25 protein-coding genes are annotated in these 26,178 nt (G+C 43.7%); 8 read left to right on the top strand and 17 right to left on the bottom strand.

What is annotated here, in order from left to right; translation table 11 throughout:
• Nucleotides 1-79: 79 nt before the first annotated feature.
• From R1T43_RS01475 to R1T43_RS01485, 3 genes are all read right to left on the bottom strand, one after another.
• Nucleotides 80-373 (bottom strand): high-potential iron-sulfur protein, encoded by a 294-nt coding sequence (locus tag R1T43_RS01475; RefSeq protein WP_013786614.1) that lies wholly within the window; start codon nt 371-373, stop codon nt 80-82.
• 256 nt (nt 374-629) lie between these two features.
• Nucleotides 630-1,328, bottom strand: a complete 699-nt coding sequence (locus R1T43_RS01480; RefSeq protein WP_317352114.1) for a flavin reductase family protein — start codon at nt 1,326-1,328, stop codon at nt 630-632.
• Nucleotides 1,321-1,512, bottom strand: a complete 192-nt coding sequence (locus R1T43_RS01485; RefSeq protein WP_317352117.1) for a CPXCG motif-containing cysteine-rich protein — start codon at nt 1,510-1,512, stop codon at nt 1,321-1,323. Before R1T43_RS01485 ends, R1T43_RS01480 begins: the two co-directional genes overlap by 8 nt.
• Before the next feature lie 201 nt (nt 1,513-1,713).
• Between R1T43_RS01485 and R1T43_RS01490 the strand changes: the two genes are divergently transcribed.
• Together R1T43_RS01490 and R1T43_RS01495 are read left to right on the top strand one after the other, a co-directional pair.
• A complete protein-coding gene (locus R1T43_RS01490; protein WP_317352119.1) occupies nt 1,714-3,846 on the top strand; it encodes an exonuclease domain-containing protein in 2,133 nt (710 codons plus the stop codon).
• A 225-nt stretch (nt 3,847-4,071) separates the two neighbouring features.
• A complete protein-coding gene (locus tag R1T43_RS01495; protein WP_317355612.1) occupies nt 4,072-4,296 on the top strand; it encodes a TIGR03643 family protein in 225 nt (74 codons plus the stop codon).
• A gap of 1 nt (nt 4,297) precedes the next feature.
• On the opposite strand, the gene R1T43_RS01500 is transcribed toward R1T43_RS01495, so the two are convergent.
• The 7 genes from R1T43_RS01500 to R1T43_RS01530 all read right to left on the bottom strand — a co-directional run bounded on the left by R1T43_RS01500 (nt 4,298) and on the right by R1T43_RS01530 (nt 11,687).
• Entirely contained in the window at nt 4,298-4,744 is a 447-nt protein-coding gene (locus R1T43_RS01500; protein ID WP_317352122.1) for a hypothetical protein, read from the bottom strand.
• Nucleotides 4,745-4,998: 254 nt separating this feature from the next.
• Nucleotides 4,999-5,937: a hypothetical protein gene (locus R1T43_RS01505; RefSeq protein WP_317352125.1), complete on the bottom strand. Its 939-nt coding sequence runs from the start codon at nt 5,935-5,937 to the stop codon at nt 4,999-5,001.
• Between the two features lie 451 nt (nt 5,938-6,388).
• Nucleotides 6,389-7,732 (bottom strand): acetyl-CoA carboxylase biotin carboxylase subunit, encoded by a 1,344-nt coding sequence (gene accC / locus R1T43_RS01510; protein ID WP_317352128.1) that lies wholly within the window; start codon nt 7,730-7,732, stop codon nt 6,389-6,391.
• 14 nt (nt 7,733-7,746) lie between these two features.
• Entirely contained in the window at nt 7,747-8,211 is a 465-nt protein-coding gene (gene accB / locus R1T43_RS01515; protein WP_211070210.1) for an acetyl-CoA carboxylase biotin carboxyl carrier protein, read from the bottom strand.
• Between the two features lie 14 nt (nt 8,212-8,225).
• On the bottom strand, nt 8,226-8,666 hold the full coding sequence (aroQ, locus tag R1T43_RS01520) for a type II 3-dehydroquinate dehydratase (protein ID WP_013786605.1): 441 nt from the start codon (nt 8,664-8,666) through the stop codon (nt 8,226-8,228).
• A 275-nt stretch (nt 8,667-8,941) separates the two neighbouring features.
• Nucleotides 8,942-9,793, bottom strand: coding sequence for a M23 family metallopeptidase (locus R1T43_RS01525; protein ID WP_317352133.1), 852 nt, complete (start codon nt 9,791-9,793; stop codon nt 8,942-8,944).
• Nucleotides 9,794-9,842: 49 nt separating this feature from the next.
• A complete protein-coding gene (locus R1T43_RS01530; protein WP_317352136.1) occupies nt 9,843-11,687 on the bottom strand; it encodes a protein-disulfide reductase DsbD in 1,845 nt (614 codons plus the stop codon).
• A 202-nt stretch (nt 11,688-11,889) separates the two neighbouring features.
• Here R1T43_RS01530 and R1T43_RS01535 point away from each other — a divergent pair, with 202 nt between their 5' ends.
• The 4 genes from R1T43_RS01535 (at nt 11,890) to R1T43_RS01550 (ending at nt 17,061) form a co-directional block, all read left to right on the top strand.
• Entirely contained in the window at nt 11,890-12,441 is a 552-nt protein-coding gene (locus tag R1T43_RS01535) for an FxsA family protein (RefSeq protein ID WP_317352140.1), read from the top strand.
• 219 nt (nt 12,442-12,660) lie between these two features.
• On the top strand, nt 12,661-12,951 hold the full coding sequence (locus R1T43_RS01540) for a co-chaperone GroES (protein WP_013786601.1): 291 nt from the start codon (nt 12,661-12,663) through the stop codon (nt 12,949-12,951).
• 40 nt (nt 12,952-12,991) lie between these two features.
• Nucleotides 12,992-14,632, top strand: a complete 1,641-nt coding sequence (gene groL / locus R1T43_RS01545; RefSeq protein ID WP_317352145.1) for a chaperonin GroEL — start codon at nt 12,992-12,994, stop codon at nt 14,630-14,632.
• Between the two features lie 488 nt (nt 14,633-15,120).
• Nucleotides 15,121-17,061 (top strand): putative bifunctional diguanylate cyclase/phosphodiesterase, encoded by a 1,941-nt coding sequence (locus R1T43_RS01550; RefSeq protein WP_317352148.1) that lies wholly within the window; start codon nt 15,121-15,123, stop codon nt 17,059-17,061.
• A 108-nt stretch (nt 17,062-17,169) separates the two neighbouring features.
• Here the strand turns inward: R1T43_RS01550 and R1T43_RS01555 are convergent, their stop codons facing one another.
• The 3 genes from R1T43_RS01555 to R1T43_RS01565 all read right to left on the bottom strand — a co-directional run bounded on the left by R1T43_RS01555 (nt 17,170) and on the right by R1T43_RS01565 (nt 19,405).
• Nucleotides 17,170-17,862 (bottom strand): DUF1826 domain-containing protein, encoded by a 693-nt coding sequence (locus tag R1T43_RS01555; protein ID WP_317352150.1) that lies wholly within the window; start codon nt 17,860-17,862, stop codon nt 17,170-17,172.
• On the bottom strand, nt 17,862-19,064 hold the full coding sequence (zigA, locus tag R1T43_RS01560) for a zinc metallochaperone GTPase ZigA (protein ID WP_317352152.1): 1,203 nt from the start codon (nt 19,062-19,064) through the stop codon (nt 17,862-17,864). Before zigA ends, R1T43_RS01555 begins: the two co-directional genes overlap by 1 nt.
• A 152-nt stretch (nt 19,065-19,216) precedes the next feature.
• The gene (locus tag R1T43_RS01565) at nt 19,217-19,405 is read right to left on the bottom strand and encodes a hypothetical protein (protein ID WP_317352155.1); all 189 of its coding nucleotides are present in this window, start codon (nt 19,403-19,405) and stop codon (nt 19,217-19,219) included.
• A 368-nt stretch (nt 19,406-19,773) separates the two neighbouring features.
• Here R1T43_RS01565 and ppiC point away from each other — a divergent pair, with 368 nt between their 5' ends.
• The gene (gene ppiC, locus R1T43_RS01570; RefSeq protein WP_013786522.1) at nt 19,774-20,052 is read left to right on the top strand and encodes a peptidylprolyl isomerase PpiC; all 279 of its coding nucleotides are present in this window, start codon (nt 19,774-19,776) and stop codon (nt 20,050-20,052) included.
• 69 nt (nt 20,053-20,121) lie between these two features.
• Here the strand turns inward: ppiC and R1T43_RS01575 are convergent, their stop codons facing one another.
• The 3 genes from R1T43_RS01575 to R1T43_RS01585 all read right to left on the bottom strand — a co-directional run bounded on the left by R1T43_RS01575 (nt 20,122) and on the right by R1T43_RS01585 (nt 22,573).
• A complete protein-coding gene (locus tag R1T43_RS01575; protein WP_317352159.1) occupies nt 20,122-20,748 on the bottom strand; it encodes a hypothetical protein in 627 nt (208 codons plus the stop codon).
• Nucleotides 20,749-20,931: 183 nt separating this feature from the next.
• Nucleotides 20,932-22,005 carry a FecR family protein gene (locus R1T43_RS01580; RefSeq protein ID WP_317352162.1) on the bottom strand — a complete coding sequence of 358 codons (1,074 nt, stop codon included), beginning with the start codon at nt 22,003-22,005 and terminating at the stop codon, nt 20,932-20,934.
• Nucleotides 21,998-22,573 carry a sigma-70 family RNA polymerase sigma factor gene (locus tag R1T43_RS01585; RefSeq protein WP_317352164.1) on the bottom strand — a complete coding sequence of 192 codons (576 nt, stop codon included), beginning with the start codon at nt 22,571-22,573 and terminating at the stop codon, nt 21,998-22,000. Before R1T43_RS01585 ends, R1T43_RS01580 begins: the two co-directional genes overlap by 8 nt.
• 200 nt (nt 22,574-22,773) lie before the next feature.
• Here R1T43_RS01585 and R1T43_RS01590 point away from each other — a divergent pair, with 200 nt between their 5' ends.
• The gene (locus R1T43_RS01590) at nt 22,774-25,944 is read left to right on the top strand and encodes a TonB-dependent receptor (protein WP_317352167.1); all 3,171 of its coding nucleotides are present in this window, start codon (nt 22,774-22,776) and stop codon (nt 25,942-25,944) included.
• A 6-nt stretch (nt 25,945-25,950) separates the two neighbouring features.
• On the opposite strand, the gene R1T43_RS01595 is transcribed toward R1T43_RS01590, so the two are convergent.
• Entirely contained in the window at nt 25,951-26,124 is a 174-nt protein-coding gene (locus R1T43_RS01595) for a DUF6435 family protein (protein ID WP_317352170.1), read from the bottom strand.
• Nucleotides 26,125-26,178: the final 54 nt, after the last annotated feature.

Consider the following 26,178-nt stretch of genomic DNA (forward strand, 5'->3'; position numbering starts at 1 on the left):
CTTAATGTAATTGCAAAAAAAAGCCCCAGTGTCGCTTCATATGTGCGCGAGACTGGGGCTCTTTTAATAATTCGCGTTATTAGCCTGGGCGTTTAACCCACGCACTACACCAACCATTGGCATTAACCAATTTGTTAGGGAATATGGCACAAGGGCGGTGTTGTTCACCGTCGGCACCTTGAATGTACATGCAGTTATTACATTTAGCACCGTCTACAGTAGACGCCGCAGTATAGTTTAATGCTTTCGCGCTTGGATCATCTGCTTGTAATTGTTCTTGCGCATTAGCACGTAACGCAACGCTTCCTAACGTTAGACCTATCAAAGATGTACCTGACAATTTCAGAAAGTCACGACGGTTTACAGACTTCATAATTCTCTCCAATTGAGATAATAACGATAATGATTCTTTTTTACTCAGCGCCTAAAACGCAAAAACCTGCCGCAAGGCAGGTTTTGAATAATCTAATTATACTATAACCCGTGGCGTTTGGATCTAATACAAAGCAATAAAGATTTGTTGATATAGATTAACTGTTGCCACCTGAACAACGCCTGAACAGCTAGCAAAATCAATGTTATATGGCATATACGCGCCGTTAATTTATGCGCCAGTTGCTAAACATGAATTATTTTTTAGTTATGCTCGTCTTTGTTAAAGGCTCGTTGGGTTTAGCATAAGCATATTGGGCTATCTTATGCGTACTGTGATAAGTGTCTAGCCCCGAAATGCACGAGGTTTGCAATGATTCAATATCAACATAACCATCTTCGGCGATAGCATTTTTTGGATTGGTATTTTCAAGGGCAGCGCTTGGTGCATTGCTTCGCTTAGTTATAAAGACCTCTTGAATTTCACCTATAATCATTTCGGTTTGATTACACAACGTAAAATGCTGTTCTACTTTCAAGCCCATCTTTACTGCGCTTTCTTTAACGTAAGGCGCGCTGAATGTGTCACTAAACCAGGGCGTTAGCCCAACCTCTTCGAACTCACTCACTCCATTATCGTACCGCGCAGACGTTTGATGCGCTTTGTCAGTCCAGCTCGTGTGAACATGATTTAACGTGAACACGCCTTGCTGCTTAATATTGGATAGAGAATCTCGCTGTACAGTGTGCGGACGCATAATAATGCCCAGCAATGGTGGGTTGGCCCCCACATGAACCACAGAACTAATAATCGCTAAGTTGTTGAATCGGCCATCGGTAGTGCCAAGTAAAGAGGAAGATTTAAAGCCTGATAAGCTATTTATAAAGTTGGCGCGATATCGTTGTGGCAGTGCATTGATGTCTTGCAACGAAAAGTGGGTACTACTGTCAGGCATTTTCCTGCTCCGCAATAATATTTAAGTCTTCGCCTTGTTGATAGACGCCAAGTTCAATAGGTTGGCAACATACTTGGCAATCAAGTACCTGCACCTGACCAACATCATTAACCTCGTCAATTTCTACATCATTGGCTGCCATGCAATAAGGGCAAGAGAATTCCATCGATCTCGTTAAGCTCATGATTTCCTCGTATGTGAATTACGTTGTGATAGTTATTACGAGTAAAGTAGAAAACTGGATTGACTGCCAACTTAGCATTGTGACTTAACAAACCACTACGCAAAAGCCCGTGCACCCACGCATGAAATAAAAAGGGAAAAGGTTGAATAATAGGGCTGTATAAATATACACTAATCAAGTATGCAATAGTTTGGTTTTATAATGCGAAAAGATTTGCCACCACGATATTACTTAGCCCACTTTTTTGAATTCTTAGCATTCTTTAAAGGGGCGAATGCTGCGTTGTTAAGCGATAACGCGCGTGACTTTATAGAAAGCTTTAACCAGTTAGATGCTGATAAGCAATGCATCATCGTGCGTGCGGCTAATCGTAAATATGCGGTCATTGATAGATCACAGTTTTCTTATGCAGAAATAGGGAACCCTCAGCAGCAAATTGATGAACTGATTGAAGCTAAGTGGTTCGGCGATTTGCACCATGCTTCGCTACAAGATATTGCAGGCGTACTGACTAAAGACGCGATTTTAAGGTTGTTAGGTGAATACGGTGCCACTCAAGGTTTGGCATCATTAACTAAGCCCGTGCTTGTCTCGCGCTTAGAAGCCTGTATCAATCAGCATGGCTGGCCTGAAGGGTTAAATGAACATACCTACTTAGTGTGTTTGTTTGATGCACCGCTAAAATTTTTATTATTCCTTTATTTTGGCAATACCAAAGGTAGGCTAAATCAATTCTCTATGCGCGACTTAGGCGTCATGCGTACGCGGGGCGATTCGGTGTCAGACATTACCCGTTTCGACAGTAAAGCAGATGCTGAAGCAGCCTGGTTTTATGCAAACCAATTAGAAAAGCTCCCTTTTCTTTCGTCAGCACAAGCTAATGCATTAGCCCAAGACTCCTTCCCCAACAGCGATGGCGTATCGGCTACGTTTTATCGCGATCAGTTTCTGTATGCATTAGCGTTAAAGTTACTAGGCGAGCACCGAGAACAGGCACTTCTTTTGCTATATCAAGCTCAAAGCGATAAAGCGAAAGAGAAATGGATTAGAGAAAGCTATAAAGACGGCAACATCGATAGTGTTAAGGAAGTGCTAGAACACATTATCGATTCGCCACCTTCCGATACGCTGCTGGCGTTTGCTGAAGATTTTTACGCTAGGAAATACCATAAAAAGCGCACCAGTGCAGTGACCGATATGCTAAGAAATGCAAGCCGCACTATTGATATTGATGTTAGCCAGAATCAACAGGTAGAGCGTGGCGTATTAGCCCATTATAAACGCTTGGGTATTGCTGGTTGGCGCACCGAGAACCGATTATGGCGCAGCTTGTTTGGGCTAACCTTTTGGGCACAGTTATATGAAGAAGATACGTTAGTCACTGAGTTTGACAGGCGGCCACTATCGCTTAAACAAAACAACTTTTATGCCCGTTTTGGTGGCAGTATTGAAGCCTTATTTGAACGGTTAGATAGCAAAGATAAGTTTCGCCACCACGTGCACAAAATGGCGACAGCCCACTATGGCAAAGTGAATAGCTTATTCATGTGGAGCAGCCACTTGCTTGAGCCTATCGATGCTCTTATCAAGCACGGGGAGCTTAGCGCTATCGTTAATCTGCTTCGAATGATGAGTGAAGATTTTGCCTCTTTAAGCGACGGCTTCCCTGACATTATGGTGTTTGATGAAAAGCTACGCTTTGAAGAAGTCAAAGCGCCGGGTGATCAGTTAAGACGCAATCAATTGGTGTCTATTCAGAGGTTGCAACGTGCAGGGTTTGAAGTTGCTGTTACTACGGTAAATTGGCATCGCGATCCTAACCAGCCTTATGTGGTGGTTGATATTGAAACCACAGGGGGCAACAACAGCTACAATCGAATTACTGAAATTGGCATGGTGAAAATTGTTGCGGGCGAAGTGGTGGATACTTATCAAACCTTGATCAACCCGCAGCGACGAATTCCGGCTACCATCACACGTCTTACCGGTATTTCTGATGATATGGTGGCTGATGCCCCATTATTTGTAGAAGTCGCTGAACGTATTGCTAGCTTTACCGACGAGGCGGTATTTGTGGCGCACAACGTTAATTTTGATTATGGCTTCATTAAGCAAGAATTTGCACGGTTAGAGCTTCCTTTCAAACGACCTAAGCTGTGTACAGTTCGAGAAATGCGAAAGGTGAACCCAGGGCTACCCTCATATTCATTGGCTAACCTTACTCGGCATTTCGATATTAAAATGGAGCAACATCACCGCGCGCTCTCTGACGCAAAGGCGGCTGCAGCTTTACTTGATATCATTCTAACGATGTCTGCCGAAACGATTAAATAAATGTAAGGTTAGGTAAGGCTAGGTAAGGTGAACATTTTTTCTATATTAGCGTAAAAGTAGTGTTAAATAACAAGAGCTAGCAGTATGCGATATATCGAAGAGCAACATAACGAAGAGCATCCTTCAAAAAAGCGCCCGTCAAAAGAGCATCCAACAGAGATTTATCCCTTAGAGCGTCAGTCTAAAGGGCGGTTTACCGAGGTTGAGCAATCTCGCGTAATTGAAATGGCGTGGGAAGATAGAACCCCTTTCGAGGCAATCGAAAAATTATATGGCTTGCCTGAAAAAGAAGTTATTAAACTGATGCGCAAGAATTTAAAGCATAAGACATTTAAAAATTGGCGAGCAAGAGTGTCTGGACGCAAAACCAAACACGAAATTTTACGTCCAGCTGGCGTAGAAAGAGGATATTGCCCTTCTCAGTACAAACCTAAGAGTGCGAATAAGTAACCTATTCTTCCGCTGGCTTCAACGGCTTTACGGCAGTGACTGGCAGAAGTAGCATCATGAGTTGCTGACGCCAAGGCGTGGGGAATAACGCCGTAGAGCCGTCTTGTGCAGGCTTAGTCTCTGAAATTTGTTGTTTATAGGCTTTATAGTCGGGGCAGCTTTCTTTAAGGCTTTCAATGCGACTTAACACCGAGTCGATAAAAATAGCAGGGCTACGTTGGGTGTTCTGCTTTAAATCTAGTACCAGTTCACGCAAAACATAGGCTTCCCATTCAGAACGGTATTCTCGTTCTAGCTTACTAGGGGCGTGGGAAAGATCTGCCATTTCTTGTTGTAACTTCACTTCGTTTTCGGGCTTATCGTAAAGCACACGCAGGGCAAGCAAAACGTCGATAGACAGGCGTGAAACAGGGAGTTGAGATTTTAGTTCTTCGTAGCGTTTGGGCACCTTGTTAACCTTTTTACCTAAGTGGTAAATATTGAAAAATGAGCAGTAATCGATAGCGCTTTGTGTTAGTAGACACTACCATACTTTAGTAAGCCGCTGTAGTAAATGACTGCGCTAACAAGCGGTTATGTGAATTAAAAAAACGTAATGCGCTGTTGCTGAACTTTAGTGTGTGGCACAAACGTATGAAAGGGTGCACTGTCAAAGTGCGTACGCGTTCTTGCTGTTTGGCCCATCATTTTGGTGGGCCTTTTTTATTGCTCAAATGACACCTTTATGCCAGCAAGTAGCCTACTAACGCTGTCTACCACATCGGCACGAATAAACCACTCTGTGTCATTAATAAGGGTAATGTCACCGCTTATTTCAGCTGAAGCGCCATGCCCGGTACCTAAAAAATCTTCAGTTAGCTCAGCCCTAGGACCAAAGCCTTCACTCACATAAGAATAGTGAGAAAAGTAGGATAAAGGGTAGTTACCCATGCTAGTTTTTCCACTTAAACCAATAACAAACTTTGAACTTGAAGATGACAGTTGTTGCACAGACTCAACGAACAAGGTGTGAGATGGGTTGTATTGCCAGCGATATTCACCGCGAACAAAGTTGCTGTCAGTCATTCGCTCTACACTCACTTCATAGCTGTGGGTCTGCCCCATTTTTGCTGAGTATTCTAATTCAACATAGTTGAGCTGGTGGAAGCTATCAAACGCACTATTGGCATTAGTATTATCAAGCTCGCCAATAACTAGTTCTATTTCGCTGTCCTTTTGCAGGGCATAAACACTTCGCATGCCTTTAATCCACCCGTCTTTAGACAGCCCTGACGAAGAAACGCGGCCTTTATAAGTGGGTATTATTCCTGCCTCCATTTTTCCTTCAGAAAATTCATAGCGTAAATATAAACGCCTAGCGTAAAGGTGATCTGAAGTTTCACTGCCGAAGGTGTTGTGACTGGACGCAAAAGACTCCCCGGTTACCACAAAGCTGTTTAACGACCACGCATCATCGGAGGAGAGGGAAAGCGACGGGTAATAACGCATTCTATACTGATTTCTATGATCTCGGTCTGAGCGCTCGTCAAAGCGAAACTGCATATCTAGCTTCTGCGAAAACACTACGCTCTCACCCAACGCATTAGCGCATATAGTAAAAAAGAGAACAGCAAATACAGTCGCGTTATCAGCCCATTTCATTTCAGTAAAGCCCGATTCATTTATGTGCAGGTTAATTCTAATCAGCTTATACGAAAAAGAACATGGATTAGGTAACTATTTGTCGGGAGAAATTAAGATAAAAAAAGCCGGCGAAAGGCGCCGGCTGAAGACTGGAGGTGGACTCCAATGAGGGTAAACACATAAAACACAACTAAAGTTTCAATAGCAGGGAGGGCTAGGAAACTGAGTTCAGTATATGCCCGTACTTCTCATTTGAAAAACCTTAAAATTTGATTGTTCTAATCGTAAAAACAGAATGAACCACGTGGGCTTTTGAAAACTAGAGCATGAATAGCAATTGGGTAGAAAGGTAGCGTGTAACTAAAGCGGCTTGAAAATGTATTGTAGAAAAAGCGTCAGTGCATATGGAAATATTAGAAAGGAAATAAAATCAGCGCCGTGTAAAACACGGCACCGAATTTTGAGTCTGTTAGGCTATGCCTAGTTTCTTCTCAAGGTAGTGGATGTTTGTTCCACCAGCAAAGAAGTTTTCGTCGGCCATAATAGCGCGCTGTAGTGGAATATTTGTTTTTATTCCCTCAATAACTAGCTCATCTAATGCATGTCGCATTCTAGCAATGGCCTCGTCACGACTTTCACCAAAGGTAATCAATTTACCAATCATAGAGTCGTAGAAAGGCGGCACGGTATAGCCAGAATAAATATGAGATTCCCAACGAATACCTAAGCCACCTGGCGAATGAAAAATATCAATCGTGCCTGGGCTAGGGATAAAGGTTTTAGGATCTTCAGCGTTAATTCGACATTCTATAGCATGACCACGAATTTGAATTTGCGATTGGTCGATAGACAGAGGCTGACCTGCCGCAATGCGCAGTTGTTCTTTGATTAAGTCAACGCCGGTGATCATCTCTGATACTGGGTGCTCAACCTGAATACGGGTATTCATTTCAATGAAATAGAACTCGCCGTTTTCATACAAGAACTCGAACGTACCTGCGCCGCGGTAATTGATTTCAACACATGCTCTACGGCAACGATCACCAATTTTAGTGCGCATTTGCTCAGAAATGCCTGGTGCAGGTGCTTCTTCCACTACCTTTTGGTGGCGACGCTGCATAGAACAGTCACGCTCGCCTAAGTGAATCGCATTACCTTGGCCATCGGCTAAAATCTGAATTTCCACGTGACGTGGATTTTCTAAGAATTTCTCCATGTACACGGTAGCGTTACCAAATGCCGCGCCTGCTTCAGCTTGCGTGGTTTCAATGGCACTAATGAGTTCCGCTTCACTGCGAACCACACGCATACCACGACCACCGCCGCCACCAGCTGCTTTAACAATAATTGGGTAACCAATGCGTTTAGCAATGGCTTTATTTTTATCATTATCGCCAGTAAGCGGGCCGTCTGAACCAGGTACACAGGGTACGCCAGCTTTCTTCATGGCACTAATTGCCGACACTTTATCACCCATCAGGTTAATGGTATCTGCTGTTGGACCAATGAAGATAAAGCCACTTTTTTCAACTGCCTCAGCAAAGTCGGCGTTTTCTGCTAAAAAGCCGTACCCTGGGTGAATAGCAATAGAATTTGTGACTTCTGCCGCCGCAATAATGCGAGGAATATTCAAGTAGCTTTCGGTTGCTGAGGCTTTACCGATACAAATCGACTCGTCTGCCAGCAACACGTGCTTTAAGTTTTTGTCAGCCGTAGAGTGTACCGCAACGGTTTTGATGCCAAGCTCTTTACAGGCACGCAAAATACGAAGGGCAATTTCACCACGGTTTGCAATGAGTACTTTATCTAGCATAGTACGAAGCCCGCTTATTCAATGATGAACATGGCTTGATCAAACTCTACTGGGTCTTGGTTATCTACCAGTATTGCTTTAACCACACCAGATTTGTCTGATTCAATTTGGTTCATCATCTTCATCGCCTCAATAATGCAAAGCGTGTCGCCTGCATTAACCGTTTGACCCACTTCAGCAAACGGTTTTGCTGTAGGTGAAGATGCGCGATAGAAAGTGCCTACCATTGGTGACTTAACCACATGGCCTTCTGGCGCTGCAGGCGCTGCTGCTTGTGCAGGTTCAGCCGCCGCAACAGGTGCTGGAGCAGGAGCTGGTGCCGCATGAGCTGGTGCAGCAAAGCTATAGTTCATTGGCGCTTGAACGCCAGTTGGGCCGCGATGAATTCGAACAGACTCTTCGCCTTCAGTGATCTCAAGTTCGGCGATGCCAGACTCTTCCACTAATTCGATGAGTTTTTTGATTTTTCTAATATCCATGTTCAGTCTCTACGTTAATTTTTTGATTGCGGTAAATTGATGGCGGCGGTCAAGGCTAGTGAATAGCCAATGGCACCAAGGCCAACAATGACGCCTGCCGCAACATCTGAGAAATATGAGTGATGTCGAAATGATTCACGGGCATGAACATTCGACAGGTGTACTTCAATAAACGGGATATTGACACTTAACAAAGCGTCGCGAAGTGCAACGCTGGTATGAGTGAAAGCAGCGGGGTTAATAATAATTGCGTCGATATTACCCATAGACTGATGAATACGGTCGATAAGCGCATGTTCTGCGTTCGACTGAAAATGGGTAAGGGTGGCATCAGACGATTTTGCCTGCGCGCTCAGGTCATCAACGATGTCCTGTAACGTTTGTGTGCCATACTTATCGGGTTCACGTTGTCCTAACATATTTAGGTTAGGGCCGTTCAGTAACAAAATATTCATTAAATTTGCTGCTATCTTCGGGAAAAAGTCAGTGTATTTGCCATTTCAACAAAATTTTATGACAGTTGCACGAAAAAAAGACAATTAATCCGGTCGTTTATTCATTTAGACGTTGATTATAGAGATAGTGAAAGATTTCGCAGCAAAATACTGGTCTAATCAGGTGTTTTCGACGCAAAGTTCTCTTTCCAGTCTATACGTGACCACAGGTGTGAGGCGGTGTATAAGAAAGTGCGTATGTGAATTTTATGTGATGCTCATATGAATAGTGAAGCTCATTCGAGTTCATTTTTTAACGTAAAAGGCACCGACATGTACCTTCCTTCGTACTTCGCCTTATACACAGCGAAGTGCAAATGGGGCAGGGATGAAAACCCTGTATTGCCAGAATAACCAATGAGTTCTCCTGCTTTTACTTTTTGCTCTCGCGTCACTACCACGCCTTTATATTTCAAATGATAATATTCGCTTGTGGTGCCATCGTCGTGCAGGATGGCAACAAAATTTGCATGCTTAGCAAACCGTTTGGAAGCGCCGCCTAATTGTCCATCATCCTTTGTATCTATGACTATCCCATCACGAGCGGCGAATACGGGAGTGCCAACCGGCGCTGCAAAATCTAATGCATAGCGAGAAGCGCCAGTATGACTATAGCCGCCCCCAAAACCTTGTACCACAGGGTAATTACCCGCAGGGCGAAGCGGTGGCAAATAGGTCACGTCATCATTGTGCACAGCATTCAGCACCCCTGAAGTCCAGCTTACTTTCATAGAGTGCCAAAATCGTCTTGGGCTTTTGATTACCCCCATCAATACAGGCGTATCGTCGTTTAAAAATACGCTGGATGTTGACCTGGGCGCAAGCCCACTGGGTGATAAGTCAGACGTAAGCCCGCTGGCTGATAACGTAAGCACAAGAGGCAGCGGTACCTTTCGCTGGGCATAAACTTCATAGTTGCCATTGGTGGGCGGCGAAATACTGATACAAAATCGATTGGCATCGTAGCAACCGGGCGCTTGGGTGGTCAGGTTTTGCTTCACGGTCTCTTGCGCCATCAGCGTTTTAGATGGCATGCATAAGGTAAGAGCGAACAAAAGCGTGAGTGAAAACTGAGGCATTTGGGACATAACTCACCCTTGAATTACGGCGAAATGTAATCAATCACCAATCATAATGTTAAAACGTATTCTCAATATGTTCAGCAAAGGCTGGCGCTTTCATAAATCCGGTTACCCGAGACTGCGTTAGCTCATTCCCGCTTTCATCGAAAAATAAAATGGTCGGCAACCCAAGAATAGAAAATTCTTCCTGAAAGGCCGTGTTGTTGGCAGAGGTATCGGTTAAATCTATCTGCATCCACACGGTATTATTAAGCGCATTAATAACATTAGGATCAGGGAAGGTATATTTTTCAAACTCTTTACAGGCCACACACCAATCGGCGTACAAGTCCACCATCACCGTTTTGCCTCGTGAATTAGCTTCCGCAACTTGCTGGCGTAAATCATCTAAATTCTCAACGACAATAAACGTAGGGTGAGCTAACTGGCTTTGCTGCGTGGCAGTGTCTTCAGGTGAAGTAAGGGTGTTATAGGCTAGCAGCGCACTGGCGAACAAACCTGCCGCGATAACTAACGTTCGCACGTATTTCAAAATGCCTTTTTTGCTCGCTTCATTGATCACAAAGTAATAGCCAAACGCCCCTAAACCTAGAGCTGCCCATAACAAATTAATGTAGTCGCTTGGCCATCCTTTTGGCCACAAACGCTCAACGAAAACAATGGCGACTGACAACATCATAAATCCAAACGACACTTTAACCACGTTCATCCACTGGCCGGCTTTAGGGAGCAATTTAGAACCTGTGATCCCAAATATAATCAGCGGAACACCCATGCCAATACTCAACACATACAGAGAAATAAAACCAAGGGTTAAATCGCCGCTTTGGGCAATAAACAATAAAATGCCCGTAAGCGGGGCTGTGGTGCACGGTGAGGCAATGAGTCCCGACAGGGTACCCATAGCGAATACACCCGCCATGCTACCTGGGGTTTGATTGTTACTTAAATTAGTTAAGCGAGTTTGCCATTTAGCGGGAAGTTGAAGCTCGAAACGGCCAAACATAGCCAAGGCTAGCAACACAAAAATACCAATAAAAATGCCCAGGATGGCGGGGTGCTGAAGCGCAGCCTGAAACTGCATTCCTGCCGACGCCACAATTAAGCCCAATACAGAATAGGTAATGGCCATACCTTGTACATAAATGAAAGTTAGCCAAAATGCGTTACTGGTTTTAGTCTGTTTACCTTGCCCAATCACAATACCCGACACTATGGGATACATAGGGAACACACAGGGTGTAAAGGCAAGGCCTATCCCTAAAGCAAAAAATAGCACCAATGTAAGCGTAAGGTTTTCTTTATTAATTAGCTTATCAGCTAAAGAGTACTGAGATGCTTGCGAAGCGCTTTGTGAGCCTCGTGCTGGTGTGTCGCGGTTATCGTTATTGGTTAGCGCATCTACAATAGCCGTTAAGTACACCGTTTTAATCGTCGGGGCATAACAAAGTCCGGCATCGGCACAGCCCTGATAGCGTATTTTGACTATGCCATCATCAGTAGATTGGGTAATTGGAACGGTTAGCGTGACTTCATCGTAAAATACTTCCGATTCACCAAAGTATTCATCTTCAATGATTACGCCTTTGGGGTAGCTAGGCCCACCAATAGTGGCTTGCTTAGCGACTAGCTTAAATTGTTTTTTATATAAGTAGTAACCGTCGGCGATGGTAAAAGTAAGGCTTAGGGTGTCGTCAGCTTGATTAAAATCGAAGGCAAAGGCTTGGTCTACCTTTAAAAACTCTTCCTGATCACTGAACACATCGTCAAATCTACCCAAGTTTTGATTAGAAGGTTGAGCCAGGGGTTGGGCATCAATTTGGGCATAACTAGGCAACGCAAGTGACGCGACAAATAGGCAACATGCAACAAAAGAAAATAAACGGGTGATGTACTTCATATAACGACTTTCTTTATCCTAAAGCTATTGGCCTATAAAAAGTTAAGACCGAGATGTATACGCTATTCTTTCACAATCCCAGTTTAACACAGCTACCGTCGGTCGCTTGAGTTTGCTACTTAACCCAAAGCGTTGCACCTTCGCTTGTTATTATGGTCTTTACCCCAATACTATTCTATGACTAGATGAAAGAGGAAATGTTGTGCGGTTTTTATTTTTATTGTTTGCCATATTACCCATAGTAGAAATTGCCCTGTTAGTTCAAGTGGGTGGCATAATTGGTGGCTGGAACACTATTGGTCTGGTGATACTAACGGCATTCATAGGTGCTTACTTTGTTAAGCGTGAAGGTATAGCAACATTACAAACCGCACAGGCAAAAATGCAGCGCAATGAACTGCCAGGCAAAGAAATGGTAGAAGGCCTAATGCTGGTAGTTGCCGGTATTTTATTAGTTACCCCTGGCCTTATCACCGACGTTCTTGGTTTTATGTTTGCGTTGCCAGGCTCTCGCCACCTTATTGCATCACAGCTAAGTAAGCACATGAAACTCCGTGTGGTTACTCAAGCGGGCGGATTTAATCAACAAGCTGGCGGGTTTAATCAGCAGGCTGGCGGCGCACAGTACAATCCATTTGAAAACCCATTTAATCAGCAACAGTCTGGTCAATCAGGCAGTTCAGATAATGGCGATGTGATTGAAGGTGAATTCTCAGACAAAACACAAAATGATGCAGATAAACGCCTTAAGTAATGTGTGCTTTTGGCCTTAAGTGCAAGCTTTGAGCATTAAAATCAATTTTTTTACATTTTTTTGCTCAAAAACCCTTGAACTTGCATGGCTACTCCCCCATTTATCCTCGCAGACACGATTTTAACTGCTCGGTAACGAGCAACCCAAGCATACGACATACAAATCATTGTGTGTCGACAATCATTAACTTGAATAGTGAAATTTTCAGGAGACTTGAAAATGGCAATTCGTCCTTTACACGACCGCGTAATCCTTAAACGCGCAGAGCAAGAAAGCAAATCTGCAGGCGGTATCGTTCTGACTGGTTCAGCAGCAGAAAAATCTACACGTGGCGAGATCATCGCTGTAGGTAACGGCCGCATCCTAGAAAATGGCGATGTTAAAGCGCTAGACGTTAAAGTTGGCGACACCGTTATTTTTAGCGAAGGCTACGGCGTTAAAACTGAAAAGCTGGATGGTGAAGAAGTTCTGATCCTAAGCGAAAGCGACATTCTTGCGATTGTTGAGTAATTACAACTAACGTTAAACGAATTAAGAGAGGAATTTAATCATGGCAGCTAAAGAAGTACGTTTTGGTAACGACGCTCGTACAAAAATGCTTAAAGGCGTAAACACGCTAGCAAACGCAGTGAAAGTTACACTAGGTCCTAAAGGCCGTAACGTAGTACTAGATAAGTCTTTCGGCGCTCCTACCATCACTAAAGATGGTGTATCTGTAGCCAAAGAAATCGAACTTGAAGACAAGTTTGAGAACATGGGCGCGCAGATGGTTAAAGAAGTTGCGTCTAAAGCGAATGACGAAGCGGGTGACGGTACTACTACTGCTACCGTGCTTGCACAAGCTATCGTAACTGAAGGTCATAAGTCTGTTGCTGCAGGCATGAACCCAATGGATCTTAAGCGCGGTATCGACAAAGCAGTACTTGCTGCGGTTGAAGAGCTTAAAGCCCTATCTACTGATTGTGCTGACAGCAAGTCAATTGCTCAGGTTGGTACTATCTCTGCAAACTCTGATTCAGAAGTTGGCGACATCATTGCGCAAGCAATGGAAAAAGTAGGTAAAGAAGGCGTAATTACCGTTGAAGAAGGTCAAGCACTTCAAAACGAACTAGACGTTGTTGAAGGTATGCAGTTCGACCGCGGTTACCTATCTCCTTACTTCATTAACAACCAAGAGAACGGTACTGTTGAACTAGACAGCCCTTTCATCCTATTGGTTGATAAGAAAATTTCTAACATCCGTGAGTTGCTTCCTACCCTTGAAGGCGTAGCGAAAGCAGGTAAGCCACTGATGATTATTGCTGAAGATGTTGAAGGCGAAGCCCTAGCTACACTAGTAGTTAACAACATGCGCGGTATTGTTAAAGTTGCTGCTGTTAAAGCACCTGGCTTTGGCGACCGTCGTAAAGCAATGCTTCAAGACATCGCTATCCTTACTGGTGGTACGGTTATCTCTGAAGAGATTGGTCTAGACCTTGAAAAAGTAGAGCTAGAAGACCTTGGTACTGCTAAGCGCGTAGTTATCAACAAAGACAATACCACTATTGTTGATGGTAACGGCGACGAAGAAGCGATTGAAGGCCGTTGTGCTCAAATTAAAGGGCAGATTGAAGACTCTTCTTCAGACTACGACAAAGAAAAGCTTCAAGAGCGTTTAGCTAAGCTTTCTGGCGGTGTTGCAGTAATTAAAGTGGGTGCAGCTACCGAAGTAGAAATGAAAGAGAAGAAAGACCGTGTTGAAGATGCATTGCATGCAACTCGCGCCGCGGTTGAAGAAGGCGTAGTACCTGGTGGTGGTGTTGCTCTAGTTCGTGCAGCAGCTAAGCTTGCTAGCCTAACTGGCGAAAACGAAGACCAAACTGTAGGTATTAAGCTTGCTCTACGTGCAATGGAAGCGCCTCTACGTCAAATCGCTAGCAACGCCGGTGCAGAAGCATCTGTTGTGGTTAACGAAGTGAAAAATGGCGACGGTAACTACGGTTACAATGCGGGCAACGACACGTACGGCGACATGCTAGAGATGGGTATTCTTGACCCAACTAAAGTAACGCGCTCTGCACTACAGTTCGCAGCATCAATCGCATCACTTATGATTACGACTGAAGCCATGATTGCTGATATACCTCAAGACGAAGCAGCGCCTGCAATGCCTGATATGGGCGGCATGGGTGGAATGGGCGGCATGATGTAAGCCACCCAAGCTTAATTGCTTGAAGGGTGTTTGTTTAAGCACCTAGATATAAAAGAAACCCTCCGTACCGGAGGGTTTCTTGTTTATACGTAAAATAAAACGCATTATTTACTTCCCTCCAGTAAAACACTCACTTTATTAAAAACCCTACTACGTCTTTTTTTGCTGCCACTCTAAGTGTTATTAGTATGGCGTTTACATCGTTGATGCAATTTGCGGTGCCAAGTAAGTGCCCCAGTACTTCGAACGTGCCATTTTTTAACATGGGCTTCCAGAGCTTATATTGGTCTTTGTCAGCATAGGTTACGTATCTAAAATCGCATAAAGTTTAACGTAAGAAATTTTAAAACTTACTGTGCGTTTGCTTAAAAACGATGATCTGCTATACACTCAACAGTGTACTCAAAAAAAATCGTTCGCCGTTAGCGTACTTACATGGAAAAGTGACTTGCTTAGAAGCGAGTACATAAAAAAGAGCAATTTGAACAATGGATGTGAAAAACAGTGGCATAAGGAAGGCGTTACCTGTTTTAACGTTTACGTTTTTCGTATTTGCGCTAATACTGGTTTGGTGCTTTTTTACGCTTAACCACAGTAATTTCTTTCATCAATTAAATGTTCGGCATTTCAAATATACGTCTGAATTAAGTGATCAAATTTCTGCGCCCGCAGAGCTTTTCTCAGAAGCACACCCTGTTAAATTAGATGATATTCGTCAAACCATTCTCAATATTCGTCGACAACCGTTAAATTGTTTGTCGATGATTGGCAATACCGAACGTTTTATCATGAAGATTATTGGTACCGAGTCGGTTATTGAAATATGTACTCGGGATGTTCAAAGTGCGAATAACTCATTGTCTGCATTGGCCAATTATGAGGCGGGTGATATTAGTCGCAAAACACTTCAAAGTCAGATAGTAAAATCACTTGAGGAGTTTAGAACAAACTCTTCTGATTTTGAGATTCCCGTCGAAAAAACCGTTAATTTTGTCGCCAACATTACCCTTTCTATTATTATTCTATCTTCAATAGTTGTATTGCTATTTGCCGTGTTTATTTCTCGTGCTGTGTCATCTGGATTAACCAGCAGAGAAGAGGCAATGAGAGCCTTAGCGGAAAGCGAGAAACGTAATAAACAAATGGCGCATACCGACGCCCTAACGGGGCTTCCCAATAGAAACTTACTTGAACATACCATAGATAAAGCCATCAATATGTCAGAGCGAAATAGCTTGCCTTTCGCGGTTATGTTCATTGATTTGGATCGCTTTAAAGACATAAATGATAGTCTCGGCCATGCGTTGGGAGATAAACTACTCGTCACTATGGCGCAGCGAATTTCGGATGCAATTCGCGCTACTGATGTAGTGGTGCGCTTCGGCGGTGATGAATTTGTGGCGGTAACGGACTGCTTCGAATCTATAGAAACCATTGATTTCATTGCCCATCGAATATTGGACGCAATCGGTAAACCAGTTAAGTTAGGTAATAATGATTCCTACATTACTGCGAGTATAGGCGTTGCCTGTTACCCTCAAAACGGTTCTAACTCTTCATTGCTGCTCAAACATGCTGACACCGCAATGTACCAAGCTAAAGATGCGGGCAAAAACCAATATCAAGCATTTGATAAATTATCGGCCATAAAACAAAACCGCAAACTGAAACTGGTTAATCAGCTTCATCATGCCATTGCCAATAATGAGTTCAGCTTGGTTTACCAACCCATCATTAGGCTTGCCGATGGGGTAACAGTTGGCAGTGAAGCACTATTAAGATGGACGAATCCCGATAACGAAGCCATTGGACCTGACGAATTTATTCCTATTGCCGAGCACTCTGGGCAAATTATTGATATTGGGAATTGGGTTTTGCAACAAGCCTGTGAACAATGCAAAGCGTGGCACGATGCGGGTGCTACGCATCATGCAATGGCTATAAATGTGTCTTCACATCAGCTGAAAGATCAGCATTTCGCGCAAAGACTCGAAGATATTCTGGTGAACTTGTCTTTGCCTGCAGAGTGTATACATATTGAGGTAACCGAGAATATCGCCATTATGGAAGAGCAAGCCTGCGTAGCATCACTGTACAGGCTATCTGAGCTTGGTGTTCAGCTGTTACTCGATGATTTTGGTACAGGCTACTCGTGCTTAAGCTATCTTAAAAATTTACCTTTTGATGTGTTAAAAATAGACAAGAGTTTCATGCCTGCGAATAACACGATTGCCACAACCATTATTGCAATGGGGCATGAGCTGGATATGGAAATTGTTGCCGAAGGTATTGAAACCGACGTGTGTTACACAATGCTGCAGAAGCTGAACTGCCAATATGGGCAGGGGTACTTTTTTCAAAAGCCAGTTCCTGCTAATGAGTTTGATATCTTCAAGCAATATAAAAGCACGTTTGCTAAACCTGTTTAACAGCCGCAAACTGCATGCGCTCTTAGTTAGTTGACTTAATTTACTGATATTAAGCCAAACACTTATTATGTAAACATGCACGCAATAAAAAGGTGGGTTGATGTGAAATTAATCCACCAAATCTAATGTCATTACAATACGAGGTTGGCTGCTTGATACCGGCGGTGAACGATGCACTATTCCGGCGTTCTCATTACCGTGCCACAACTCTCCTTTTAAAATAGCCACATCCCCTGTACCTAAAGTTTGGATATCTTGTGCTGTGCGATACAAACCCGAATTGTCATCGGTTAACGTACCGCTTTTATGGCCAAGCATTTCTCGGTCGGTGTTATTGTGTTCTAACCACTGACTGCCAGGCCCAACAAAGGTAGTCACTAACCGGCAAGGTACTCTATCAACATGAAAACGTGGGCACATGGCTTTGTCTAACGTTGATAATCTAAAACCAACGGTTTTAGCCTCAAACAGGCAGATAAACATGTCGACGAGTTCTGCTATATAGGCATGTAATTGAGGCGCAAAAGGTTGGTCATCAGCTAAGGTGCGAATATAGGCCTCGGCTGAATCTGAACTTAACTGCCTTGCGGCAGTGAGCTTGCCGCCATTTTTTACAAAGGCAGTTAATGAGGCTACAAAGTTCTCGTCTAAGTGTCGCTGCCAAATCGCAATATTACACTCATCGTTATAGATATCGGTAAGCACAATAGGCTCTACTGATGTACTCGATTTTTTAATGCGCGTATCAGCATTTGCAGGGGCGGTTTCAGCTAAAGGGCTAGCCGCTAGCGTCTGTGTCATTACAATCCCTCCCAACGCGGAAATGGGTCGGGCAGGGTACGCCAATAATCTACCCCCTTTATAAGGGCATCATCATCTAATAAGCACGTGTCGAGGGTTTTGGTGATTGTCGCCTCATCTAAGTTTTGCCCAATAAACACCAACTCTTGACGCATATCGCCAAAAGGTTCCATCCATTGTTTTTCAATCGAGGCTAGGTACTCTTCATCTTCAGGCCACTCAGACTCAGGAAGCGCCTTCCAAAACATACCACCGTAGCCGTAATGGGCAATACCACCAGCTTGGCTCCATTGACCTGCGCATTCAGGGCGCGAGGCTAACCAAAAGTAGCCTTTAGAGCGTAATAATTTTCCGTAATTTTCGGTGGTATGTAAAAAGTTATAGAATTTTTGCGGGTGGAAAGGACGGCGTGCATGATAGCTAAAGCTGCTAATGCCATACTCTTCGGTTTCTGGTGTGTGTTCACCGCGCATTTCCTTAAGCCAGCCTGGAGCAAGCTGGGCTTTTTCAAAATTGAATAGTTGTGTGCCTAACACCTCATCAATATCGATGTTGCCTTTATTGATAGGAATTATCTTGGCGCTTGTATTCAGGCTTTTCAAAATGGCGGTTAAATTTGCCACATGAGTTTCATCAACCAAATCTGTTTTGCTAACAAGGATAACGTCGGCAAACTCTACTTGGTCAACAAGCAAATCAGCTACACTACGCTCGTCTTCTTCGCCAAGAGACTCACCGGTTTCTTGTAAATATTTGGCTTCTTCGTAGTCTTTACTGAAGTTAACGGCATCAACCACGGTGACCATGGTATCTAGTCGCGCAATATCTGATAACGACACGCCGTCTTCATCGGCAAAGGTGAAAGTTTCTGCCACGGGAAGCGGCTCTGATATACCTGTGGACTCAATAAGCAAATAGTCAAAGCTGCCTGTTGCCGCTAACCGATTTACCTCAAGAAGTAAGTCTTCGCGCAAAGTACAACAAATGCAGCCGTTACTCATTTCAACCAGCTTTTCTTCACTGTGGTTCAGGGAAACATCGTTTTTAACGATAGACGCATCTATGTTCACTTCACTCATATCATTAACAATAACCGCAACACGTTTGCCTTCGCGATTATTAAGAATGTGACTGAGAACCGTCGTTTTGCCTGCACCTAAAAAGCCAGACAACACAGTAACGGGAAGTTTTGCGTTGTTCATTATAATTCACCCACAATGATTAAGGTTTATATTGTTACAATATAACATATCATAAGTGCGCGGTTTGAGAATAGTGAATTTGTGCTCTGATTAATAAAAGGTGCTGCACGACGAGGGAACAAAAGACATAGATAAGCGCAAAAACAACGTGCCTATTTATTACGACACAAACCGGCGTACTTCATCCAATTTGGACAGGTGTTGGCATCGTCGCAGCGCCATCTAACGCCACTTAAATCATATTTATCTTTTAAAAGATAAGGCTTAGATTCTAGGTTGATGATCTCGATATACTGGTAGTTTTCCCAGCGAATGAAGCAGGCATGTGAACCTGGGTTCACGGGGCGTATTCTTATTTCAATGCCGTTAGGATTGGAGCGTGTGATTAAGCAGCTTGTCGCGCCGCACTTGTCAGCTTGCACAATTAAAGGCGCAAAAATCAATGCGAAAAATAATAGGAAAACAATTAGGCGCATATACGCGTAAATCGCAATACTATTTGCTGGCCCACAATGCCTCTCCTGCCTTACGTAAGTAATACCTTAAATACAATTCTAGCGTGGTATTGGCAGTTTGCTTGCCCAATAAGGTTACATGGCAGTGTGAAGCGTTATTATTAATCTATTGGGGTATCTTTTAAGCCCGTGCAAACGCAAGGTAGTGAATGGGGTATACTTGCGCCGTATAACATTAATTAATAGGTATCTTGATGGCATCTGCATCCGCGTTACACATTCTAGTTAAAACTGAAAAAGAAGCTTTTGCAATATTAGAGCAGCTTAAAAAAGGGAAAGATTTTAGTACCTTAGCAAAGCGTCACTCAACTTGTCCTTCGGGGAAGAAAGGCGGCGATTTAGGTGAATTCCGTCGCGGCCAAATGGTAAAAGCGTTTGACGATGTGGTGTTTAAAAAAGAAGTGTTAAAAGTACACGGGCCAGTTAAAACCCGCTTTGGTTATCACTTAATAAAAACCCTATATCGAAACTAGGTTTATAGTAATCAAAAGCATCTAGTAATCAGGAGCATCGCAACTAAATCGAACTACCCACACCCTACGTTACGGCACCCAACGTTCGCCACAAACGCCATGTTTGGTATAAATACGGTAAGGGCTGTTAGTGCTGTGAATATCTTCACGTAATGCTTTGCCATGGTCTACTTCAATAAATGGAGTGCTAGACGCTGTACCTTGGCTATCTAACTCGTAGTAGCGTGACGCGTACTCCGTTAATTGCATCTTATTATTCTGAGCAACGTCGGTAAGGCGTACGCGGGTAACAGCTTTAAATCGAGTATTGGGGTCGGTAATTGAGAGCAGTTTTTTATAAAAATAGCCTTTGTCAGCTTGATGCTGAGAAAACGCGTTAAGAACGTTAATTAAGGCTTTAAGCCCAATGGCTTCACGCTGCAGCATAAAATCGTGTTGAGTATGCTTTGTGTTTTGCGCTACTTGGCCTGCCGTGTATACCTGCTCTTCTTCTAAGCCTGCTAGGTAGTCTTGGCCTTCCTCATTGTAGTTAATCAAGGCTGCGGTATTCATGTTTATCATGTAATCGCTGATGCCGGCAGGTAGCACTTCAAAGAGTAATACATCAGGGGTAACCACACCGCGCTCTTCTGGGGCTTGCGGACCTTTCGGTATGCAACTATCAGAAATGAAATAGTAGTATTGACCCGCATTCATTGCATGTGCCTGTAAAGAGGCAAGCAGCAGTAAAATAAAACAACATAAACGCATGTGAGGTGTCAGCCTATTACAATGGGTACAGATTGCATCGCATTGTACGCACTATTTAAAGCGGGTGACACTCCCCTCATCCGTCTGCTACTTACTTAACAGCATATTCTGGTCATATTGGTGTTCAGTTTAATTAGCGCGCAGCACAATGGCTTCATCTGAATATTCGGTGTGAATATTCAGGTTATCTGCAAGGGTGGCTAACAAGGCATCCACATCGTTAGTATTAAACAGCCCTGCAACTTGCAAATTAGCCAGGCTTGCATCGCCGAGCACAATTTCTTTGTCGGTATAACGGCTGACTTCGTCAATCACTTGAAGTAATGGGTCGCCCCTAAAAACAATTTTACCTTCTCGCCAAGATAGCTGCTTTTCCATTTCATCTTGGCTTATAACTTCTATGGCTGACTTTGGTAGCGATAGCAAAGACTTCTGACCTTGCGTCAGTACCAAAGCATTCGCGTGCTGATTAACAATTGGACGCGTAATACTTTTACTGTCCTCTAAGGAAAAATTATTTACTTTCACAATGCCTTCGGTAACAAGCAGTTCTAGATCGCCTTGGTGATATTGCACATTAAACGCGGTGCCTACGGCCTCCATGACCTTGCCCGCCGCTAACACGTTCAAGGGGCGCATAGGTTCCTTGGCAACATCGATATGAAGTTCGCCCTGAATGAGGTGTACAACTCGTTTTGTATCGGTAAAGGCAATGCTCACGTGTGAATTAGTGTTTAACCACAGTATGCTGCCATCTTCTAACTCAATCGTTTTATGTTCACCGGCTTTGGTCGAGGCTTGCAAACTATAATTGGGTGGTGAAACTTCAGTGGCCTTATTTTGATTTAAGTAGTTAAGGTGAAAATAGCTGGTGCCTTGCCAACTCAGTAATCCAACCAATAAAGCTGTAGCTGCCATGGCAAGATGGCGTTTCCAGGGCGTGTGATTGTTTTCAGGCGTGTGGGGAACAATATCGCTAAGCTGGCTTAGCACAGACATTTTGTCCCAAAGCGTCACCACTTCCATAAAAGCAGTGCGATTATGCTCGCTTTTTAACCATAGCTTCAATGCCGCGGTCTCTTGTTCCGATAAGCCTTCCTCAAGCTTCACCAACCAAAGGCTGGCCTGATCGAGCACATCCTCATGGACAATCAAAGGCACCACATTACTGGCTGCATCATTGTGCTGAAACTCATTATTCATGTGAGTTCCCCTTTACAGGCGCGCTACCCTGAAACGTATTCAAACGCGAACTATCTTCGGTTTGTTTACGCATAAAAAGAGTGCACCGTTTAATGCCTTCTGCAATGTGTTTTTCCACAGTTTTTTCGCTTATTCCTAGCTCTTTAGCAATCTCTTTAAGAGAGTAGCCATACACTTTCTTTAATACAAATGCGCGTCTGCATTGCTTGGGGAGAACACGAACCGCATCACAAAATTGCTTAAATTCTTGCTGGGTAGCCGTATTGTGACGGGGTTCGTCATCTATTCCGTTAACCGCGCTTTCTAATGCGTTTGCCGCCTCAACGCTGTCATCCACCATACGTGTGTCGCAGCGTTTAAGGTGATCGTAGGCTAAGTTCTTGGCGGTCTTAAATAAAAAAGATTTAGGCTCTTTTATATGAGACGTAGTTCTAGCTTGGCAGAGTCGAACGTATGTATCTTGTAGAATATCGTCCACTTCTTTAGGCGGCACAAGGCGGGACAGCATTTTCGCCATCGAGCTTCTCGCCGACATGTAAGCATTATGTATCGCGGTTTCTACGGGCATGTTTTTTATTTTTTATTCTTGTTATTTAGTAAGACGACATACCGGACATTTTCCCCCAGCCTAAATTGAAAGACCAATGAAATATAAAAGTAGTTAATAAGTTGTATATAATGCGAAGCTGATTTACAACAGTATTGCTTGTGATAATGGCGGGCAAAACAAAAATAAAAAACTGATACTTAAAAAGTAATTAAGCGTACATGCCGGTTATTCAGGAACAAAAGAAACAGCGTAAACTGTTGCCATACAAACCTCGTGTTTTAACGATGGCGATATGGGCGACCTCTTTTTGTATGCTTGGTATTCCAAGCACCTATGCGCAATCTTTTTTTAAAAAGCCGGTTGCTAAATCAACGGTTTCTGAATCACCTACCGTTGAAGCGAAAAGTGCTAGGCAAAAAGCGCCCATTATTTCTTTTAATATTCCAACTTCAAGTGGCGATGAAGCACTTATCGCCTTTGCTAATCAAGCTGAGTTAACGGTTGTTTTCCCCTACAACAAAGTGCGGCATGTTACGGCGAATCAAGTGGTTGGTAACTATACGCCCCAACATGCAATTGCGATGTTGCTTGACGGGTCTCCATTACATGCAGAAGTGATTAATAACAAGCGCATTAAAATTTTATCCGCTTCTGAAAACAGCGAAAAATCTCACCTTTTATCCCGTCTTTTTAATGCCATTACCGCTCAAGACGATTCGCTTATTGCGGTACCCGATGAAGCTGGTCGTTTCGATATCGAATATATAGAAGTGAGAGGGGTGCGTGCCCGGGTAACGCAGTCGGTGGGTATCAAGCACGATGCAGACGTCATTCTTGATACTATCCAGTCTGTTGAAATGGGGAAATTCCCTGACCAGAATTTGGCAGAAGCGCTTCAGAGAGTGTCGGGTGTGTCTATCGATCGAGCAGAAGGAGAAGGTCAGCTTGTCACCGTTCGCGGTTTTGGGCCTGAATTCAATCGTGTGCTAATTAACGGCAGGCCGTTGGCCACTGATAAGTTAGGTCGCGCATTTAGTTTCGATACCCTAGCGTCTGAAATTGTCAGCAGCGTGACCGTGCACAAGCAAGCGCAAGCGGCTATGCAATCGGGAGGGATTGGTGCCACTATCGATATTGAAACTGCAAAGCCATTATCATTTAGGGGAATGCGGGCAGCGGGAAGTGTTAAAATGCAATACGACACTAATTCGGCCAATTTTGCGCCCTCAGCAACCGCCATGTTCAGTAATACATATCTGAGTAATCGACTGGGCTTGCTTGCTTCTTTCACCCATCATGAACGAGATGCTCAAATCGAAGAAGCGCAAATAGACGGTTGGCTGGTAAATACCAGTATTCCCGCGTCAGAGCTGCCAGACAATGTTTCCACACTTTACGTGCCACGAAATTACGACCAACGGGTGCGTTTTGATCAGCGAACTCGAACTGGCGCTGCGTTGGTTTTGCAGTATAGACCGTCAGATGATGTCGAGTTAGCCGTGGATTATTTGGGGTCTCAGTTCGATGTAGATACCGCTGCAACCTCGATGGGGCATTGGTTTACATCAAGCAACCTAGAGGATGTAATATTAGACAGCAATGGTAGTGCACTAGCATTTTCACAATCAAGTGGTCACGCCACCGACTTCCACGCACGCACATTTAATCGCTCTTCCAATGTGCAAAGCTTAGGTTTCAGCGCAGATTGGGCAATACAAGACCACATCTTGTTCGACGCTGATATCTCTATTTCAAATGCCCGAGTGAATGATAAAAATGGAGAAGGAAATTCCCTATCGCTCATTGGCTATTTAAATCAGTCCGCCTTTGATCATACCGCAGGTGATGTGCTTCCTGCGATATCTGGCTTTCAAAGTGGTGTAGGGCAAGATGAGAGTAACTTTTTAAACCCTGCTAATGGTCGTTCCCACGTGATGCTGCGACGCGGGTGGAACATAGATGACGATATCGCCCAGGGTCGAGTAAACATTACGTATTTAAGTGACAATAGCTGGTTTAGTCAGCTCAATACTGGGGTGGCGATTACCCAGCGCGATAAAACCAATGAACGGCGCGACAATGAAGCGAATGCTAGGCACTGCACGTTTTGTGGTTACTTTGAAAACCCTGATATTCCAGATAGTTTTCAAACCGTTTTTGACGCAGGTAGTGGCTTTTTAAGCTCGGTCAGTGGGCATGAAAGTATACCGCACCAGTGGTTACAGCATAATGGTGCCACGCTTTTTAATTTTCTGCAAAATAATGCTGGTGTTAGTCTCGCGGCTGAAACGCGAGGGAGTTCTTTCGCGGTGGAAGAAACCGTATATGCAACATACCTACAATTTGCGCTGGAAAGGGATTTATCGCCTTGGTTTATCGACTTTCGCGCTGGCCTTAGAACCGAATATACTCATGTAAATGTGAATGGGGTAGATGAGCAGTTGTCGGCACTTATTATTCTAGATCAAACCGAGTTAGGACAAGAGTTTGGTCAATCAGTAGCGATAAAAAGCGACTCAAGCTATGTGAATTGGTTACCCAGTGTCAGCATGAAGTTAGGTTGGCGAGATGAGTGGGTACTTCGAACGGCTTACAATCATAGTTTAACTCGGCCAACACTCGAACAAATGGCACCAGGGGTAACGTACACAACTACCCGACAAGGTGGAGATTTACGAGCACGAATAGGTAATCCACAATTGTTGCCTTTTGAAGCTATTAATATGGATGTGGCGATAGAGCGTTATTATCAGAACAACAGCTATGTGTCGTTAGGTATATTTAGAAAAGAAGTTGATAATTTTATTATTAGTGAAAGTGACCAACTAACTTTTGATGGTGTAACCGACCCCAGCACGGGAAGCGACTTGAACGCACCGGACAGCAGTGATGAGCTTGCTATTTTTACGGTCAATTCGCCTAACAATGGAAGATCGGCCACGGTGGAAGGCGTAGAACTTAGCCTTCAGCACTTATTTAGAGAATCTGGGTGGGGACTTCAAGCCAACGCGAGTTATGTGAGAAGTAATGCCGAACTGGATACCACCAATATTCGTTCTACGTTTGCACTGACAGGATTATCAGGTACCAAAAATGTAGTTGTGTTTTACGAAAAAGATGCGCTTCAGTGGCGATTAGCATGGAACCACAGAGATGGCTTTTTGCAATCTCTCAATCAAACACAAAGTACCGAACCGACATTTGTGGCCCCTTATCAACAATGGGACATGAGCGTGGCGTATGACATTAGTAGTCACATATCGCTGTTTGCAGAAGGTATAAACTTAACCAATGAAACCGTGCATAAGCGCGGACGTTTTAGCAATCAATTATTGTTGGTACAAGACTCAGGCACACGATATGCCCTTGGAATAAACGTTACCTACTAACGAGTATTAGTTTCCTTTTTCAATCGCTTCAATCTTCTTCCATACGTCTTCAGATTCAGCGGTAAGCATTGAATAGGTTTTGATGTCGCCATTACGCTGAGCGTGCATTGCACGTTCTAGCAAGCCATCATATTGTTTGCGAAGTTTCTTTGTGGGGTTTTTATTAAATAGACCAAACATAGCATGAACCTTTTACTCATCATTCGGCAGTAGAACGTAAAAAATAACAAATTC

Source organism: Alteromonas sp. CI.11.F.A3 (genome assembly GCF_032925565.1).
Classification (GTDB): domain Bacteria; phylum Pseudomonadota; class Gammaproteobacteria; order Enterobacterales; family Alteromonadaceae; genus Alteromonas.